This window comes from Klenkia terrae, from assembly GCF_037083865.1.
Classification (GTDB): domain Bacteria; phylum Actinomycetota; class Actinomycetes; order Mycobacteriales; family Geodermatophilaceae; genus Klenkia; species Klenkia terrae.
The window spans coordinates 18225-33638 of record NZ_JBAPLV010000022.1 but is presented as its reverse complement, the minus strand read 5'-3'; the positions used below and the strand labels follow the sequence as shown (position 1 = coordinate 33638).

Here is a 15414-nt window from a genome sequence, read left to right as displayed (position 1 = left end):
CCCCGGAGGAACCACCGTGACGAGCACGTCCCCCTCGCCCCAGGACGCCTTCGTCCACGCCCGGCTCATCAACCTGGTCCGCACCGGGCAGGCGGTGACCCGCCCGGCCCTGGAGGCCGAGAGCGGGCTCAGCCGCAAGGTGGTGGCCCAGCGCGTGCAGCAGGCCATCGACCTGGGCCTGCTCGCCGACGGCGACCTGGCTCCCTCCGGCGGCGGCCGGCCGTCCCGGTCGCTGCGGTTCCGCGCCGAGGCCGGGCACGTGTTCGCCGGAGTCATCGCCCCCACCGAGAGCCGGGTCGCCGTGGCCACCCTGGACGGCACGCTGCTGGCCACCCTGCACCAGGACTGGGATGCCGCGGCCGGCCCCGACGCGACCATGGAGATGCTCGACGGGCTGTTCACCCGGCTGGCCCGCAAGACCCGCAGCGAGCCCTGGGCTTTCGGCATCGGCGTGGCCGGCCCGGTCAAGTTCGGCACCGGCCGGATCGTGGCCCCGCCGATCCTGCCCGGGTGGGACGGCCACAGCGTCCGGTCCTGGCTGCGGGAGCGGCACGACGCCCCGGTCTGGGTGGACAACGACGTCAACCTCATGGCGCTGGCGGAGTGGCACCGCGGCGAGCCGCGGGACGGCCGGGACCTGCTGTACATCCTGATCGACGAGGGGGTCGGCGCCGGGCTGGTCTCCCGCGGTGCGGTCTACCGGGGCGACAGCGGGGCGGCCGGGGACATCGGCCACCTGCAGGTCACCGACGACCCGACGGTGGTCTGCCGGTGCGGCCAGACCGGGTGCCTGGAGGCGCTGTCGGGCGGCTGGAGCCTGGTGCAGCGGGTGGTCGACCGGGTGGCCGAGAGCCCGGCGCTGCAGCGGACCCTGGCCCGGCACGGGCACCTGACCGCCGAGGACGTCGGCATGGCCGCCCGGGCCGGGGACCCGCTGGCCCGCGAGGTCGTCCTGGGCAGCGCCCGGCTGGTCGGGACGACGGTGGCGAACCTGGTCAACTTCGTGAACCCGGGCACCGTCGTCCTGGGCGGCGGCGCCCTGCGGGTCGGGGACGACGTCTTCGACACCTTCGCCGAGACCGTGGGGCGGCGGGTGAGCCGGCTGGCCGGCCAGGACCTCACCGTCCGGCGGGCGTCGCTGGGCTTCCAGGAGGGCGTCACCGGCGCCGCGATGCTGGCCATCGAGCAGCTCTTCGCCCCGAAGAGCCTGGGCCAGTGGCTGGACAACGGGAGCCCGCTGGGGCGGGGAGCGCACCTGCAGCAGGTCGCCGAGGGCTGATGCGGATGTGGTGGTTGACATATGTGCCTACGGCGCTAAAGTCACCCCCACGCCGTGACCCGGCGCACACGCACCACCGTGCTGCACCCCTCGGCACGGTCGCTCCTCCTCCCCGTCAGCGCGGCCACGGCCGCCCGGGACCACCGCCGGTCCCGATGCCCCTGGAGTCCCCATGCGCAGGTCCCTCACCGCGGTCTCGGCCGCCTCGCTGCTCCTCCTCGCCGCGTGCGGCGGGGGCTCGTCCTCCGGGTCGGGGGGTGCCGGGGACGACACGCTGACCCTGGCCGCCATCACCCCGCCCAGCTCGTTCGCCATCGGCGCCATGGCGCAGAGCGGTCCCGAGGACACCTACTACCAGGCCGTCTACGACAAGCTGCTCACCCAGGACGCCGACGGCAAGCCCGTGGCCGACCTGGCCACCGAGTTCTCCTACGACGAGACCAACACGACGCTGAGCCTGACCCTGCGCGAGGGCGTCACCTTCACCGACGGTGCCGCCTTCGACGCCGACGCGGTCAAGGCCAACCTGGACGTCGCCCGCGCCGCCACCGGCGAGGCCGGCACCGCGCTCGGGTCGATCAGCAGCGTCGAGGTCGTCGACGCCACCCACGTCGACCTGGTGCTCAGCCGGCCCGACCCGGGCCTGCTGCAGAGCCTGGCCCGCAGCAGCGGCTACATGGCCAGCCCCGACGCCCTGGACAGCCCCGACCTGGCCACCAACCCGGTCGGCTCCGGCCCGTACGTCTACGACGCCGACGCCAGCACCGCGGGCAGCGACTACACGTTCACCCGCAACGAGGACTACTGGGACGCCGACTCCTACCCCTTCGACACCGTCGAGGTGCAGTACCTCGACGACACCACCGCCGTGCTCAACGGCCTGCGGTCGGGGCAGATCGACGGCTCGACCGCCCAGACCAACGACCTGCAGGAGGGCGCGGAGAGCGCGGACCTGACGGTGACCACCTACACCAGCGGCGGCATCGAGGGCATCTACCTGTGGGACCGCGCGGGCGCCCTGGCCCCGGCCCTGGGTGACGTGCGTGTCCGTCAGGCGATCAACTACGCCATCGACCGCCAGTCGATCGTCGACGTGGTGAAGAACGGTCTGGGCCAGCCCACCGTGCAGGTCTTCGGGCCGGAGTCCGACGGCTACGACGCCTCGCTCGAGGGCACCTACGACTTCGACCTGGACAAGGCCCAGGAGCTCATGGCCGAGGCCGGGTACGCCGACGGCTTCTCGATGACGCTGCCGGACTTCTCGCCGGTCTACCCCGACGAGCAGGCCGCCATGACCGAGGCGTTCGCCTCGATCAACATCGACGTCACCTACGCGCCGATCACCGGTGACCAGGTCGTCGGCAGCATCATCGGTGGCCAGTGGCCGGCGAACTTCTTCACGCTGACCACCGGGTCGCCCTTCGAGATGATCGGCCTCACGCTCACCCAGCAGTCGCCGTTCAACCCGTTCACGAGCAGCGACCCCGCGATCGACGCGCTGGTGCAGCAGGCCGTCACCACGCCCGCCGACCAGCAGGCCGACGTGCTGCAGCAGCTGTCCGACCAGCTGGTCGAGCAGGCCTGGTTCGCCCCCTGGTACGCCCTCGAGGGTGCCTACGTGACCACGGCCGACGTCGAGGTCACGGCCGTCCCCGGGCTCTCGGTCCCGCCGCTGAGCGGCTTCGCCCCGGCCGGTAGCTGATCCACCCCGCGCCCGCGGGGGACACCCCCGCGGGCGCGGGACCACCCATCCACCTGGACCAGGAGGGCAACGATGCTCGGGTTCCTGCTCAAGCGGCTCGGCGCCGGCGTCGTGCTCGTCTGGGTCACCGCCACGGCGACCTTCTTCCTCACCAACGCCACCGGGTCCGATCCCGCCCGGCGGATCGTCGGCGCGCAGGCCGACGCCGCCACCGTCCTGGCCAAGCGCCAGGAGCTCGGGCTGGACCGGCCCGTGCTCGAGCGGTACTGGGACTGGCTGACCAGCGCGGTGCACGGGGACCTGGGGGTCTCCTGGTTCACCAACCAGCCGGTCGGCGGCACCGTCGCCGACGCGCTCCCGATCTCGCTGTCCCTCGTCATCGCCGCGATCGTGCTCACCGCCCTGGTCAGCGTGGTGATCGGCGTGCTGGCCGCGGTGCGCGGCGGCTGGGTCGACTCGGCCCTGCAGGGCGCCTCGATCCTCGCCTTCGCCGTCCCCAACTTCCTGGTCGGCCTGCTGCTCGCCCTGGTCTTCGCCGTGCAGCTCGGTCTCTTCCCGGCCATCGGCTACACCCCGTTCGCCCAGGACCCCGGCCTGTGGGCGGCGTCGATCACGCTGCCGGCCGTCGCGCTGGCCATCGGGGCGACCGCCACCGTGGCCACCCAGACCCGCGGCTCGATGATCGACGTGCTGGGCCAGGACTACGTCCGCACGCTGCGCAGCCGTGGCCTGCCGACCCGCAGCATCCTGCTCAAGCACGCCCTGCGGAACGCCGCGCCGGCCTCGCTCACCGTGCTGTCCCTGCAGTTCATCGCCCTGATCAGCGGCGCGGTCGTGATCGAGAAGGTCTTCGGTCTCAACGGCATCGGCGAGCGGGCGACCTCGGCCGCCAGCCAGGGCGACGTCCCGGTGGTCCTGGGGGTCGTGGTGCTCACCGTCGTGCTGGTCGTCGTCGTCAACCTGCTGGCCGACCTGGCCCTGGGCTGGCTCAACCCGAAGGTGCGCACGGCATGAGCCTCCTCTCCGACGGCGGCCCGGCCGCCGCAGCCGCCCCCTCGTCCTCGGTCGCCCCGACCGCCGTCCCGCCCCGGGCCGGCGTGGCGCGCCGGTTCCTGCGCAAGCCGGTGGCGGTGGCCTCGCTGGTCTGGCTGCTGCTGGTCGCGGTGCTGGCGGCGGCCGCGCCGCTGCTCACCTCGGCGAGCCCCACGGCGTCGTCGATCACCGACGCGCTGGCCCCGTTCGGCGGCGACAGCCCGCTGGGCACCGACGGCCTGGGCCGCGACGTGCTCGCCCAGCTGCTCTACGGCGCCCGCACCAGCCTGGTCGGCGCGCTGATCGTGGTCGTGGTGGCCCTGGTGCTGGGTCTGCCGGCCGGTGTCCTGGCCGGCTACTACCGCGGCCGCTTCGACGCCGCGGCGAGCTGGGTGGCCAACCTGGTGATGGCCCAGCCGGCGATCATCATCCTGCTGGTGGTGCTGGCTCAGTTCGGCCGCAGCACCGAGCTGGCGATGCTGGTCTTCGGCGTCGTCATCGCCCCCGGGGTCTTCCGGCTGGTGCGCGCCTCGATCATCGCCGTCCGCGGCGAGCTGTACGTGGACGCCGCCCGGGTCGCCGGGCTCTCGGACCCGCGGATCATGCGGCGGCACGTGCTGCCGGTCGTGGTGGCCCCGACGATCATCCAGATGTCGCAGGTCCTGGGCATCGCGATCGTGCTGCAGGCCGGCCTGGAGTTCATCGGGCTGGGCTCGGCGAACCAGGCCAGCTGGGGCGGCATGCTCAACGACGCCTTCGCCAAGATCTACGCCGCGCCGAACCTGCTCCTCCTCCCGGGGCTGGCGATCGTCGTCACCGTCACCGCGTGCAGCCTGGTCGGCAACGGCCTGCGCGACGTGCTCGGCGTCGGGGCGACCCCGCCGGTGCGCAAGCGCTCGGCGGTGCGGGCCGCCGGTCCGGTCGTCGAGGACGCCCGGCCGAGCTCGGGGACGACGCCGGCCCCCGACGACGCCCTGCTCCGGGTCGAGGGCCTGCGGGTGGCCTACCCGAAGCCCGACGGCGGCGAGGGCGAGGTCGTGCACGGCGTCTCGCTGACCATCCGCCGCGGCGAGGTGCACGGCCTGGTGGGGGAGTCGGGCTCGGGCAAGAGCCAGACCGCCTTCGCCGTCCTCGGGCTGCTGCCGCCGCAGGCGCACACCTCGGCGACCACGCTGACCTTCGACGGCGGCGACCTGCGGGGCATCTCCCGGCGCGGGATGAACCAGCTGCGCGGCTGGCGGATCGGCTACATCCCGCAGGAGCCGATGAGCAACCTGGACCCCTCCTTCCGGATCGGCTCCCAGCTCACCGAGCCGATGCGGCACCACCTCGGGCTGTCCAAGGCCGACGCGAAGGCCAAGGCGGTCCAGCTGCTGGACCGGGTGGGCATCGTCGACCCGGCGCGGGTCTTCGACAGCTACCCGCACCAGATCTCCGGCGGCATGGCCCAGCGGGTGCTCATCGCCGGTGCGCTGTCCTGCGACCCCGACCTGCTGATCGCCGACGAACCCACCACCGCCCTGGACGTCACCGTGCAGGCCGAGGTGCTCGACCTGATGCGCGACCTGCAGGCCGAGCGCGACCTCGGCGTCCTGCTGGTCACCCACGACTTCGGCGTGGTGGCCGACCTGTGCGACACGGTCACCGTCATGCGCGCCGGGGAGGTCGTGGAGTCCGCGCCGGCCGCCCAGCTGTTCGCCGACCCGCAGCACGACTACACCCGCAGCCTGCTGGCCGCGACCCTCGAGGGCGGCCCCGCGCGGGCGGCCCTGACCACCCCGGCCGGAGGCACCCGATGACCACCCTGACCCCGGCGCCCGAGCAGACCCCGGCGACGACGCCGCTGCTGGAGATCACCGACGTCGTCGTCGAGTACCCGCTGCGCGGTTTCCGGCAGGCGCCGGCCAGGGTGCTGCACGGCATCAGCCTGGACATCCTGCCGGGGGAGACCGTCGGCCTGGTCGGGGAGTCCGGCTCGGGCAAGACGACGCTGGGCCGCGCCGTCCTGGGCCTGGCGCCGGTCACCGGGGGCGAGATCCGGTTCCGCGGCGAGCGCATCTCCGGCATCGGCAAGAAGGCCCGGCGGGCGCTCAGCGAGGACATCCAGGTCGTCTTCCAGGACCCCTACAGCTCCCTGAACCCAGCGATGACCGTCGCGGACATCCTCACCGAGCCGCTGGTGGTGGCCGGGTCGAGCCGATCCGACGCCGACCGCCGGGTGCGCGACCTGCTCGACGAGGTCCACCTGCCCCAGGACGCCGGCCAGCGGCTGCCCCGGGAGTTCTCCGGCGGCCAGCGGCAGCGGATCGCCATCGCCCGCGCGCTGTCCCGGGACCCCGCGGTGATCGTCTGCGACGAGCCGGTCAGCGCGCTGGACCTCAGCACGCAGGCCCGGGTGCTGGACCTGTTCATCGAGATCCAGGAGCGCACCGGCGTCGCGTACCTGTTCATCACCCACGACCTGTCGGTGGTCCGGCACATCAGCCACCGGGTCGCCGTCATGCACCGCGGCGAGCTGGTGGAGACCGGCGACGCCGCCCAGGTGACCAGCGACCCGCGGCACGACTACACCCGCACCCTGCTGCTGGCCGCCCCCGTGCCCGACCCCACCCGCCAGGCCGCCCGCCGGGAGGAGCGCCACCGCCTGGCCGCCGCCCGCGCCTGACCGGTCCCGCCCCCACGACGACGCACCCCGTCGCCGGGGTCCCGCACGTCCTGAACAGCCCCGAGAGGAGACGACCGTGACCGACCGCATCCGTGCCGGCGTCGTCGGCGGTGGCTTCATGGCCACCGTGCACGCCCGGGCGATCGCCCGCAGCGGCGGCGTCCTGGCCGCCGTCGTCGGCTCCACCCCCGAGCGTTCCCGCGCCGCCGCCGACCGGCTCGGTGCCGAGTCCGCCGCCGACGACCTGGACCAGCTGCTGGCCACCGACGTCGACGTCGTCCACGTCTGCACGCCCAACGCCACGCACGCCCCGCTGGTCCGCGCGGTGCTCGCCGCCGGGAAGCACGTGGTCTGCGAGAAGCCGCTGGCCGTGGACCCGGCCGAGGCCGCCGAGCTCACCGCGCTGGCCGCGGCGGCGGGCGTGGTCGCCACCGTGCCGTTCGTCTACCGCTTCTACCCCACGGTGCGCGAGGCCCGCGCCCGCGTCGCCGACGGCCGCACCGGTCCGCTGCGGCTGCTGCACGGGTCCTACCTGCAGGACTGGCTGACCGGCCGCGAGGACGACGACTGGCGGGTCGACCCCGCCGTGGGCGGGCCGTCCCGGGCGTTCGCCGACATCGGCGTGCACTGGTGCGACCTGGTCGAGTTCGTCACCGGACACCGGGTCACCCGCCTGACCGCCCGGCTGCTGCTCGCCGTCCCCGAGCGCGGTGGGCGCCCGGTGCGCACCGAGGACGGTGCGGTCGTGCTGTTCGAGACCGACGGCGGTGCGACCGGGAACCTCACCGTCAGCCAGGTCAGCCCGGGGCGGAAGAACCGGCTGTGGTTCTCCCTGGACGGCGAGCACGAGGGCCTCGCCTTCGACCAGGAGGCCCCCGAGACGCTGTGGGTCGGCGGTCGGGACGCCACCACGCTGCTGGCCCGCGGCACGTCGGCGCACCCCGGCGCGACCCGCTACGACCGGGTACCGGCCGGCCACCCGCAGGGCTACCAGGACTGCTTCGACGCCTTCGTCGCCGACACCTACGCCGCACTCGCCGGGGACGCCCCCGACGGGCTGCCCACCTTCACCGACGGCCTGCGGGCCGCGCACCTCACCGCCGCGGTCCTGGAGTCCGCGCGCACCGACCGCTGGGTCGACGTCACCCCCACCACCGCCGCACCGGCAGGAGCCACCCCATGAGCAGGACCTTCCCCACCAGCGTCGACGTCGTCATCGTGGGCAGCGGCCCGTGCGGCGCCGCCTACGCCCGCGTGCTCAGCGAGCGCGCCCCCCAGGCCACCCTGCTGACCCTCGAGGTCGGCCCGCAGCTGGCCGACCCGCCCGGCGGGCACGTGAAGAACATCCTCGACGAGCAGGCCCGGGCCGCCGCCCAGCGCGCCTCGGAGGGCCCGGCGCCGCTCTCGGCGGACACCCCGACCGACACCATGGACGGCTACGCCGACGAGGCGCCCCGGATGGCCCGCCCCGGCACCTGGCTGCTGCCCTCGGGCTACCGGCAGCCCGGCGAGGACGGCCTGCCCAACGCGGCGATGTCCAGCAACGTCGGCGGCATGGGTGCGCACTGGACCGGCGCCTGCCCGCGGCCCGGCGAGGGCGAGCGGATCGCCTTCCTCGACGACCTCGACGAGCTGCTGACCGAGGGCGAGCGGCTGCTGGCCGTCGACGACCACGCCTTCGACGACGCCCCGTTCGCCGACGAGGTCCGCAAGCGGCTGGCCGACCACCTGGACGCCGACCGGGCCGAGGACCGCCGGGTCGCCCCGATGCCGCTGGCGGTCACCCGGCACGCCGACGGCCGGCTGACCTGGTCGGGCTCCGACGTCGTCTACGGCGACGCCACCCGGGCCAACCCGCGGCACACCCTGCTGCCCGAGGCGCTGGTCACCCGGGTGCTGCTGACCGACGGCCGGGCCTCCGGCGTCCGGGTGCGCGACCTGCAGACCGGGGAGGAGCACGACGTCGCCGCCCGGTACGTCGTGGTCGCCGCGGACAGCCTGCGCACCCCGCAGCTGCTGTGGGCCTCCGGCGTCCGGCCGCACGCGCTGGGCCGGTACCTCAACGACCAGCCCCAGACCGTCTACGCCGTCCGGCTGCGCGACGTCGGGCACGCCGACCAGGAGGACGTCGACCCGCGCGGCCGCAGCTCGATCGTGGCGCAGAGCGGGGTCAGCTGGGTGCCCTACACCGACCAGCACCCCTTCCACGGCCAGGTCATGCAGCTCGACGCCTCCCCGGTGCCGCTGGCCGCCGACGACGTCCCGACCCCGGGCACGATCGTGGGGCTGGGCTGGTTCTGCGCCAAGGACCTGCAGGAGAGCGACCGGCTCGAGTTCGACGAGACCGCGCCCGACCCGTACGGCATGCCCGGCATCCAGGTGCACTACCGGCTCACCGAGGCCGACCACGCCTCGATCGCCGCGGCCACCGCCGCGGTGAAGGAGGTCGCCGCGGCCCTCGGTGACCCGCTGGGCGGCGAGCCGTTCACCTTCGGCCCGGGCGCCTCGCTGCACATCCAGGGCACGGTCCGGATGGGTGAGACCCCCGACGGCACCTCGGTCTGCGGACCCACCTCGGAGGTCTGGGACGTCCCCGGCCTGCACGTCGCCGGCAACGGCGTCATCCCGACCGCCATCGCCTGCAACCCCACCCTGACCTCGGTCGCGCTCGCCGTCGCCGGCGCGCGCTCGATCGCCGGCTCGCTCTCCGAGAGGAACTGACCATGCTCGACCGCTCCGTCATCCAGTCCCGCGGCTTCCGCAACGTCACCGAGGGCGGCCGGGTCACCGGCTTCCGGTTCCAGCTCCGCAACCCCAACTACCGGGGAGTCTCGGGCAGCTTGCTCGACGGCGTCGAGGTCGTCGTGGACGGCGAGCGGGTCCCCGACCACGTGCCGCTGTGGACGCTGCAGGGCCGCACGCTCACCCTGGACGAGCTGCGCGCCTCGACCGACGTCCGCTGGCAGCTCGACGAGCTCGCCACCGTCACCGTGCCGAAGCCCGGTGGCCTCGCCGCGGGGGTGCACCAGCTCGACGTGGTGGTCTTCCTGCGCCGGCCCTACTTCCCGCCGATGGTGAACCGGACGACGTTCACCGCCTCGGCCACCCCGGTGCTGGTCCCGCCGGTGCCCGGCGGCGGGCTGAGGTTCGGCGTCTCCACCTACAGCTACACCGCCGACATCTACACGCTGATGACGCTGGAGGACGTGCTCGCCGACATCGCCGACATGGGGGCCACCGGCGTGGAGATCCTCGGCGAGGGCAACATCCCCGGCTACCCCAGCCCGGACGCCGGCTGGGTGGACCACTGGCACACCCTGCTGGACCGCTACGCCCTGACCGCCACCAACTACGGCTCCTGGGTCGACACCGAGATGTGGCACGACCGCAGCCTCACCGCCGAGGAGGGTGCCGCGCAGATCCAGCAGGACCTGCGGCTGGCCTCCCGCCTGGGCTTCACCTCGGTGCGGCCGAAGTTCGGGGTCACCTCCTGGGACCTGGACCCGCACCCGATCTGGCAGGAGTCCGTCGAGCGGTCGCTGGAGCTGGCCGCCGAGCTCGACGTCGTCATCTGCCCGGAGATCCACGCGCCGACGCCGATCAAGCACCCGGTCACCCAGGCCTACGTGGACTTCATCGAGAGGACCGGCAGCGACCACTTCAAGCTGCTGGTCGACACCGGCATCTTCAACACCGCCCCGGTCCTGGAGCTGTCGGAGGAGATCCAGGTCGACGACGACGAGGAGGTGCCGATGCACCTGCGCCCGCTCGCCGTGCCGATCGCCGACCTGGTCGAGGTGCTGCCGCACGTGCACTTCATCCAGGCCAAGTTCGCCACCGTCGACGACGACCTGCACGACCTGCACGTGCCGTGGCGGGAGATCATCCCGGCGCTGCAGGACGCCGGCTGGTCGGGCTGGCTGTCGAGTGAGTACGAGGGCCGGCGCGAGCCGTACCGCGGTGGAGACCAGGTCCGCCGGTCGCACGCCCTGATGCGCTCGATCGCGGCCGAGCGGGCATGAGCGTCGGCACCCGCCCGGTCATCCCGGGCTTCCACCCCGACCCGAGCGTCTGCGTCGTCGACGGGGAGTACCTGCTGGCCTGCTCGAGCTTCGAGTACGCCCCCGGCGTCCCGCTGTTCCGCTCGGCCGACCTGCGCACCTGGGAGCAGATCGGGCACGTGCTCGACCGCCCCGAGCAGCTCGACGTGCGCGACGCCGGCCCGGCCGGCGGCGTGTTCGCACCGACCCTGCGCCACCACGGCGGCCGGTTCTGGATGGCCACCACCAACTGGACCGACGAGGGCGGCCAGCTGATCAGCTGGGCGACCGACCCGGCCGGGCCCTGGTCGGTGCCCGCCCGGATCCCCGGCGCGGTCGGCATCGACCCCGACCTGGCGTGGGACGACGACGGCACCTGCCTGATGACCTACGCCGGGTTCGGTGCCCTGGGCGGCATCGTGCAGTCGGCGATCGACCCGCTGACCGGCGAGGTGCTGACCCCGCCGCGGCGGATCTGGTCGGGCACCGGGGGCAAGTTCCCCGAGGGCCCGCACCTGTACCGGGTCGGGGAGCACTGGTACCTGCTGATCGCCGAGGGCGGCACCGAGCGCGGGCACGCGGTCACCGTCGCCCGCGGCGACTCCCCGTCCGGGCCGTTCGAGGCCTGCCCGGGCGGGCCGGTGCTGACCCACCGGGGCACCGACCACCCGGTGCAGAACACCGGGCACGCCGACCTGGTGCAGCGCCCCGACGGCAGCTGGGCCATGGTGCTCCACGGCGTGCGGGCCCGCGGCGCCAGCCCCGAGTGGCACGTGCTCGGCCGCGAGACCTTCGCCGTCGAGGTCGACTGGGTCGACGGGTGGCCGGTCGTGGCCGGTGCCATCGACCCGGTCACCCTCCCGGACGCCGTCCTCGTGCGGGAGCTCACCGGGCCGGTGCCCGGGGTGGACTGGGTGGCCGCCGAGCGGTTCCCGGCGGAGCTGACGACCTGGACCGACCGGGGCCTCGTCGTGGGCCCGGGCTTCCTGGGCACCCGGCAGGAGCACCTGTTCTGCGACGTCACCGCCGACCTCGAGGTCACGGGCACCGGGGGGGTGGCCCTGCGCATCGACCCGCGGCACGGCCTGGAGCTGGAGGTGGCCGACGGCCGGGTGTCGGCGGTGTGGGCGGTCGGCGACGTCCGGCACGTGCTCGGGACGCGTGAGCTGCCAGGCGGCGCACAGCTGCGGATCATCACCTCGCCGGGGACCGAGCCACGCCCGTTCTCCACGGGTCTGGGCCCGGACCGGGTCACCGCGGGCGTCGTCGTCGACGGGGCGTTCGAGGCCCTGGGATCGGTGGACGGCCGCTACCTCTCCACCGAGGTCGCCGGCGGCATGACCGGCCGGCTGGCCGGGATCACCTGCACCGACGGCAGCGTGCTGGTGCACGCCCTGCGGTACCGCGGCTCGGACTCCGCGGCCGCGCTCGACGCCGGGGCCCTGGCCGGCCGATGAGCGGCCGGACGCGGTGGGGGATCGTCGGCACCGGCGGCATCAGCCGGGCCACCGTCGGCGACCTCCACCTGGCGGAGGACCTGGACCTCGTGGCCGTGGCCTCCCGCCACGAGCAGACCGCGGCCGCGTTCGCGGCCGCCCACGAGGTCCCGCGCTGGTACGGCGACGTCGACGCGCTCCTCGCCGCCGACGACGTCGACGTCGTCTACCTCTGCACCCCGATCGGCACCCACGCCGACCTCGCCCGCCGGGCGCTGCTGGCCGGCAAGCACGTCCTCGTGGAGAAGGCGCTCGCCAGCACGGCCGACGAGGCACGGTCGCTGGCGGCGCTCGCCGCCGAGCAGGGCCGCTTCCTGATGGAGGCCATGTGGATGCGCTTCAACCCCGCCGTGCGGCGGGTGCTCGCCGACGTCGCCGACGGCCGGATCGGCGAGGTGCGCTCGGTCCGGGCGAGCTTCGGGTTCCCGCCGCCGCCCGGCACGGCCCACTGGCAGCCCGGCGGCGGAGGGGCGCTGCTGGACATGGGCGTCTACCCGCTGACCCTGGCGCACCTGCTGTTCGGCGTCCCGACGGCCGTCGAGGCGACCGGTGAGGTGCGCGCGGACGGCGTCGACCTGACGGCGTCGGTGTTCCTCCGCTACGGCGACGACCGGTTCGCCGCGCTGCTGACCAGCCTGCGCAGCGTCGTCGGGGCGGGCGCGGACATCGGCGGGACGGACGGGGCCATCACCCTGGACGCGCCGTTCTTCGCCACGGGCTCGCTCAGCGTGCTGTCTGCGTCGTCCCGGCGCCCTGACCGCGTCGAGCTGCCGCTGGAGGGCAACGGCTACGTGCCCATGTTCCGCGCGGTCGCCGAGGCCGTCGCCGACGGACTGCTCGAGCACGCCGACCGGCCGCTGCGGGACACGATCGCCGTGCTGGACACGATCGACCTGGTGCGCGCCCGGTTGCTCGCCGCGGCTCAGGTCTGACGGGCGTCGGCCTCCAGCACGTCCTGCGCGGAGACGACGACCAGCGGGTCCGGCGTGCCGACCACGGCCTCGTCCCGGCCGGCGTAGGGCATGACGGACAGCACGTGCCGCATGGCCTCCAGCCGGGCCCGCTTCTTGTCGTTGCTGCGGACCACCGTCCACGGCGCGTGGTCGGTGTCGGTGGCCGCGAACACCGCCTCCTTGGCCCGGGTGTAGTCCTCCCACCGGTCCAGGCTGGCCAGGTCGGTGGGGGACAGCTTCCACTGCCGGACCGGGTCGATCTGCCGGACGACGAACCGGGTGCGCTGCTCGCCGCGGGACACCGAGAACCACAGCTTGACCAGCCGGATCCCGCTGTCGACCAGCATCCGCTCGAACTCCGGCGCCTGCCGGCAGAACAGCGCGTACTCCTCGTCGGTGCAGTAGCCCATCACCCGTTCGACGCCGCCGCGGTTGTACCAGGACCGGTCCAGCAGCACGATCTCGCCGGCCGCGGGCAGGTGGGCGACGTAGCGCTGGAAGTACCACTGGGTGCGCTCGCGCTCGGTGGGCTTGTCCAGGGCGACCACCCGGGCCCCGCGCGGGTTGAGGTGCTCGGCGAACCGCTTGATGGTGCCGCCCTTGCCCGCGGCGTCCCGGCCCTCGAAGACCACGACGACGCGCTGGCCGGTGTCCTTGACCCAGCCCTGCAGCTTGAGCAACTCGATCTGCAGCCGGCGCTTCTCGATCTCGTACTCCCGGCGGCCCAGCCGGGTGTCGTACGGGTAGTCCTCGCGCCAGGTCTGCACCAGGGTGCCGTCGGGGGCGAGCAGCTCCCGGTCGTCGTCCCAGTCCTCGTCGGAGTGCTCGTCGGGCAGCGGGGCCAGCCGCCACTGCGCCAGGTCGTCCAGCTGCTCGCGCTGCTCGGGGTCGGCGACGTAGCGGGGGGCGCCGGGCGGGCTGCCGATCGGGGTCACGCGGGGATGCTGGCCCACCCGGGTGGACGGCGGGTGGACGGCGGGTGACCGGCAGCCCGCCGGCGCTGGGGGGTGCGCCACACCACCGGTGGGCCACGCGTTGTTCGCCGACCGGTCAGCGGTCCACCCCCGGGTGGCGGCCCGGGCCGTGCAGCGTCGCCGGGCGTGCACCCCCGACCCCCGAGGAGACGGTCATGCGCCTGGTCACCGGCACGCGCCCGACGGAACCCGGCCCGCAGGTGCTCGTGGTGTCTGCGGGGGTCGGGGCCGGCCACGACGCCGCTGCTGCCGAGCTGGCCCTACGCCTGCGGCTGGCCGGTGCCGCAGTGCAGGTGCGCGACCTCCTGACCGCGCTGCCCAGGCCGCTGCGCCGGGTCGTCGGCGACGCCTACGGCCCGTGCGTGAACCGGGCACCGGCCGCCTTCGACCTCCTCGTGCGGGGGCTGGAGCGCGACGGCCTGCTGCGCCGGGCCGCCGGCGCCACCGCCTCCGCGGCCCGCCCCGCCGTGCAGGCCTGGCTGCGGGGGACCGCGCCGGACCTCGTCGTCTCCACCCACCCGCTGGGCTCCCAGACGCTGGGGGACCTGCGGGCGGCCGGGGACCTCGGCGTCCCGGTGCTCACCTACCTGACCGACCCGGCCGTGCACCGCACCTGGCTGCACCCGGCCGTCGACGCCCACCTGACCGTCACCGCGGCCACCGCCCGGCACGGCGAGGCCCGGTACGGCGTGCCGATGACCGTCGCCGGCCCGCTCGTCCCGGCCCGCTTCGCCCGCCCGGTGCCGGCCGCGACGGTCCGGCGGCTGCGCGCAGAGCTGGGCCTGGGCGGCCGGGACCCGGTCGCGCTGGTCGTCGCCGGCTCGCTCGCGCTGGGCGACGTGGCGCGGACGGCGGTCGACCTGCTGGCGGTCGGGGCGACGCCGGTGGTGCTGTGCGGCCGCGACGGGGGCCGCCGGGCACGGCTGGCCGGGGTCCCGGGTGCGGTGGCCCTGGGCTGGCGGGACGACGTCCCGGAGCTCATGGCGGTGGCCGACCTGCTGGTGCACAACGCGGGCGGCATGTCCTGCACCGAGGCCCTGGTCACCGGGCTGCCGATGGTGACCCACCGGCCCATCCCCGGGCACGGCCGCGCGAACGCCGCGGTGCTGGCCGCCGCCGGCCTGGCCCCCTGGACGGTCGACCGGGCGGGGCTCGCGGCCGCGGTGGCCGCGCAGGTGGCCCGGCCACGGGTCCGCCCGGCGCACCCGGACCCGGCGGCCCTGGTGCTCGGCCGGCTGGGCCGACCGGCGCCCGCGGTGGCCGCCTGACCCCG

At 74.8% G+C, this 15414-nt stretch carries 12 protein-coding genes; 11 read left to right on the top strand and 1 reads right to left on the bottom strand.

Going from position 1 to position 15414, the window contains the following annotated elements:
• Window positions 1–16: 16 nt before the first annotated feature.
• The 10 genes from UXQ13_RS17805 (at window position 17) to UXQ13_RS17760 (ending at window position 13146) form a co-directional block, all read left to right on the top strand.
• Window positions 17–1279: an ROK family protein gene (locus UXQ13_RS17805; protein ID WP_336392639.1), complete on the top strand. Its 1263-nt coding sequence runs from the start codon at window positions 17–19 to the stop codon at window positions 1277–1279.
• A gap of 172 nt (window positions 1280–1451) precedes the next feature.
• Window positions 1452–2981, top strand: a complete 1530-nt coding sequence (locus UXQ13_RS17800; protein ID WP_225235524.1) for an ABC transporter substrate-binding protein — start codon at window positions 1452–1454, stop codon at window positions 2979–2981.
• Window positions 2982–3053: 72 nt separating this feature from the next.
• On the top strand, window positions 3054–3995 hold the full coding sequence (locus tag UXQ13_RS17795; protein ID WP_225235525.1) for an ABC transporter permease: 942 nt from the start codon (window positions 3054–3056) through the stop codon (window positions 3993–3995).
• The gene (locus UXQ13_RS17790) at window positions 3992–5812 is read left to right on the top strand and encodes a dipeptide/oligopeptide/nickel ABC transporter permease/ATP-binding protein (RefSeq protein ID WP_225235526.1); all 1821 of its coding nucleotides are present in this window, start codon (window positions 3992–3994) and stop codon (window positions 5810–5812) included. The genes UXQ13_RS17795 and UXQ13_RS17790 overlap by 4 nt, the downstream gene beginning before the upstream one ends.
• Window positions 5809–6678 (top strand): ATP-binding cassette domain-containing protein, encoded by an 870-nt coding sequence (locus UXQ13_RS17785; protein ID WP_336392638.1) that lies wholly within the window; start codon window positions 5809–5811, stop codon window positions 6676–6678. The genes UXQ13_RS17790 and UXQ13_RS17785 overlap by 4 nt, the downstream gene beginning before the upstream one ends.
• A 76-nt stretch (window positions 6679–6754) precedes the next feature.
• The gene (locus tag UXQ13_RS17780; RefSeq protein WP_225235528.1) at window positions 6755–7861 is read left to right on the top strand and encodes a Gfo/Idh/MocA family protein; all 1107 of its coding nucleotides are present in this window, start codon (window positions 6755–6757) and stop codon (window positions 7859–7861) included.
• Window positions 7858–9399, top strand: a complete 1542-nt coding sequence (locus tag UXQ13_RS17775) for a GMC oxidoreductase (protein ID WP_225235529.1) — start codon at window positions 7858–7860, stop codon at window positions 9397–9399. The genes UXQ13_RS17780 and UXQ13_RS17775 overlap by 4 nt, the downstream gene beginning before the upstream one ends.
• Window positions 9400–9401: 2 nt before the next feature.
• Window positions 9402–10700, top strand: a complete 1299-nt coding sequence (locus tag UXQ13_RS17770) for a C-glycoside deglycosidase beta subunit domain-containing protein (protein WP_225235530.1) — start codon at window positions 9402–9404, stop codon at window positions 10698–10700.
• Window positions 10697–12175: a glycoside hydrolase family 43 protein gene (locus tag UXQ13_RS17765; RefSeq protein ID WP_225235531.1), complete on the top strand. Its 1479-nt coding sequence runs from the start codon at window positions 10697–10699 to the stop codon at window positions 12173–12175. The genes UXQ13_RS17770 and UXQ13_RS17765 overlap by 4 nt, the downstream gene beginning before the upstream one ends.
• Complete coding sequence (locus UXQ13_RS17760; protein WP_336392637.1) at window positions 12172–13146, top strand: Gfo/Idh/MocA family protein; 975 nt, start codon at window positions 12172–12174, stop codon at window positions 13144–13146. Before UXQ13_RS17765 ends, UXQ13_RS17760 begins: the two co-directional genes overlap by 4 nt.
• On the opposite strand, the gene ppk2 is transcribed toward UXQ13_RS17760, so the two are convergent.
• Complete coding sequence (ppk2, locus tag UXQ13_RS17755; RefSeq protein WP_336392636.1) at window positions 13137–14102, bottom strand: polyphosphate kinase 2; 966 nt, start codon at window positions 14100–14102, stop codon at window positions 13137–13139. The genes UXQ13_RS17760 and ppk2 overlap by 10 nt on opposite strands.
• Window positions 14103–14296: 194 nt before the next feature.
• On the opposite strand from ppk2, the gene UXQ13_RS17750 reads away from it, so the two are divergent.
• Window positions 14297–15409 carry an MGDG synthase family glycosyltransferase gene (locus UXQ13_RS17750; protein ID WP_225235534.1) on the top strand — a complete coding sequence of 371 codons (1113 nt, stop codon included), beginning with the start codon at window positions 14297–14299 and terminating at the stop codon, window positions 15407–15409.
• Window positions 15410–15414 lie beyond the last annotated feature (5 nt).